Genomic DNA, 3,226 nt, shown 5'->3' on the forward strand with positions numbered 1-3,226 from the left:
TGGTGGTGGGTGTGACGGGGTTGTTGTTTGGGAACTGTATAGTGGACGCGAGCATCTTGTGAGGCAGGGATTTTTCCTTGTCTTGCATAGCAATTTCTTATGAATTATTGAACCTGGTGAACGCACTTTCGGGTGTGTTTTTCTTGGTTCTTTCGATTGTAATAATATATAGCTCATGTAAATTTTTGATCATGTTTGTGGTCAAGTTTTTAAGGGCGCACGGTGGATGCCTTGGCATTGGGAGCCGAAGAAGGACGTGGGAATCTGCGATAAGCCTGGTGGAGTCGATAACCGGACGTTGAGACCAGGATTTCCGAATGGGGAAACCCCGTACGGTGTCATGCCGTATGACCCGCAGCTGAACACATAGGCTGCGTGGAGGGAACGCGGGGAAGTGAAACATCTCAGTACCCGCAGGAAGAGAAAACAATAGTGATTCCGTTAGTAGTGGCGAGCGAACGCGGATGGGGCTAAACCGAGCCATGTGTGATAGCCGGCGGGCGTTGCATGGTCGGGGTTGTGGGACTTTCCATACCAGTTCTGCCGGGCTGGTGAAGTGAGGTGCGGGCGCATAGGCGAATCGGCTTGAATGCCGGACCGTAGAGGGTGAGAGTCCCGTAGTGCGAATGCGTGCCGCCGCTTTGTGAGAGTATCCCAAGTAGGACGGGGCCCGAGAAATCCCGTTTGAATCCGCCAGGACCACCTGGTAAGCCTAAATACTACCCAATGACCGATAGCGGACAAGTACCGTGAGGGAATGGTGAAAAGTACCCCGGGAGGGGAGTGAAATAGTACCTGAAACCGTGCGCTTACAATCCGTTGGAGCCTCCTTGTTGGGGTGACAGCGTGCCTTTTGAAGAATGAGCCTGCGAGTTAGTGTTACGTCGCGAGGTTAACCCGTGTGGGGAAGCCGTAGCGAAAGCGAGTCTGAATAGGGCGAGTTAGTGGCGTGATCTAGACCCGAAGCGAAGTGATCTACCCATGGCCAGGTTGAAGCGCGTGTAAGAGCGCGTGGAGGACCGAACCCACTTCAGTTGAAAATGGAGGGGATGAGCTGTGGGTAGGGGTGAAAGGCCAATCAAACTTCGTGATAGCTGGTTCTCCCCGAAATGCATTTAGGTGCAGCGTTGCGTGTTTCTTACCGGAGGTAGAGCTACTGGATGGCTAATGGGCCCTACAAGGTTACTGACGTCAGCCAAACTCCGAATGCCGGTAAGTGAGAGCGCAGCAGTGAGACTGTGGGGGATAAGCTTCATAGTCGAGAGGGAAACAGCCCAGAACGCCAACTAAGGCCCCTAAGCGTGTGCTAAGTGGAAAAGGATGTGGAGTTGCGAAGACAACCAGGAGGTTGGCTTAGAAGCAGCCACCCTTGAAAGAGTGCGTAATAGCTCACTGGTCAAGTGATTCCGCGCCGACAATGTAGCGGGGCTCAAGCACACCGCCGAAGTTGCGTCATTCACATATGTGGCAGGCCTTCGTGGTCCAGCCGTGTGGATGGGTAGGGGAGCGTCGTGTGGGCAGTGAAGTCGCGGTGTAAACCAGCGGTGGAGCCCACACGAGTGAGAATGCAGGCATGAGTAGCGAATGACGGGTGAGAAACCCGTCCGCCGAATGATCAAGGGTTCCAGGGTCAAGCTAATCTGCCCTGGGTAAGTCGGGACCTAAGGCGAGGCCGACAGGCGTAGTCGATGGACAACGGGTTGATATTCCCGTACCGGCGAAAAACCGCCCATACCGAGCTGGTGATGCTAACCGCCCCAAGTGCCCACCAATGTTCCTTCGGGAATGTTACCGGGTGTGCGGCGCGGGACCCGATCCAGGGAGGTAAGCGTATTAACAGGTGTGACGCAGGAAGGTAGCCGAGCCAGGCAATGGAATTGACCTGGTCCAAGGGTGTAGGGCGAGTCGTAGGCAAATCCGCGACTCACATAGCCTGAGACCCGATAGGCGCCCCCCTTGGGGGGTGATTCGGTGATCCTATGCTGCCAAGAAAAGCATCGACGCGAGGTTTTAGCCGCCCGTACCCCAAACCGACACAGGTGATCAGGTAGAGAATACTAAGGCGATCGAGAGAATCATGGTTAAGGAACTCGGCAAAATGCCCCCGTAACTTCGGGAGAAGGGGGGCCTGCCCCGTGACCGCCACTTGCTGGCGTGAGCGGGTGTGGGCCGCAGAGACCAGGGGGAAGCGACTGTTTACTAAAAACACAGGTCCGTGCGAAGTCGCAAGACGATGTATACGGACTGACTCCTGCCCGGTGCTGGAAGGTTAAGAGGACCGGTTAGCCCCTTGTGGGCGAAGCTGAGAATTTAAGCCCCAGTAAACGGCGGTGGTAACTATAACCATCCTAAGGTAGCGAAATTCCTTGTCGGGTAAGTTCCGACCTGCACGAATGGAGTAACGACTTCCCCGCTGTCTCAACCATGAACTCGGCGAAATTGCACTACGAGTAAAGATGCTCGTTACGCGCAGCAGGACGGAAAGACCCCGAGACCTTTACTATAGTTTGGTATTGGTGTTCGGTGCAGCTTGTGTAGGATAGGTGGGAGACTGTGAAGCCCGGACGCTAGTTCGGGTGGAGTCATCGTTGAAATACCACTCTGGCTGTACCGGTCACCTAACTTCGGCCCATGATCTGGGTCAGGGACAGTGCCTGATGGGTAGTTTAACTGGGGCGGTTGCCTCCTAAAGAGTAACGGAGGCGCCCAAAGGTTCCCTCAGCCTGGTTGGCAATCAGGTGTCGAGTGTAAGTGCACAAGGGAGCTTGACTGTGAGAGCGACAGCTCGAGCAGGGACGAAAGTCGGGACTAGTGATCCGGCGGCACGTTGTGGAACGGCCGTCGCTCAACGGATAAAAGGTACCTCGGGGATAACAGGCTGATCTTGCCCAAGAGTCCATATCGACGGCATGGTTTGGCACCTCGATGTCGGCTCGTCGCATCCTGGGGCTGGAGTAGGTCCCAAGGGTTGGGCTGTTCGCCCATTAAAGCGGTACGCGAGCTGGGTTTAGAACGTCGTGAGACAGTTCGGTCCCTATCCGCTGCGCGCGCAGGAAATTTGAGAAGAGCTGTCCTTAGTACGAGAGGACCGGGACGGACGAACCTCTGGTGTGTCAGTTGTACTGCCAAGTGCACCGCTGATTGGCTACGTTCGGAAGGGATAACCGCTGAAAGCATCTAAGCGGGAAGCCCACTTCGAGATGAGATTTCCATGCACCATTTGGTG

At 55.1% G+C, this 3,226-nt stretch carries 1 rRNA gene; it reads left to right on the forward strand.

Annotated elements, in window-relative coordinates:
* Positions 1 to 199: 199 nt before the first annotated feature.
* Positions 200 to 3,226: ribosomal RNA gene (locus ACIPVK_RS21635) — 23S ribosomal RNA — on the forward strand; the annotation flags it as partial.

The organism is Paeniglutamicibacter sp. MACA_103 (assembly GCF_045798555.1).
Lineage (GTDB): Bacteria > Actinomycetota > Actinomycetes > Actinomycetales > Micrococcaceae > Paeniglutamicibacter.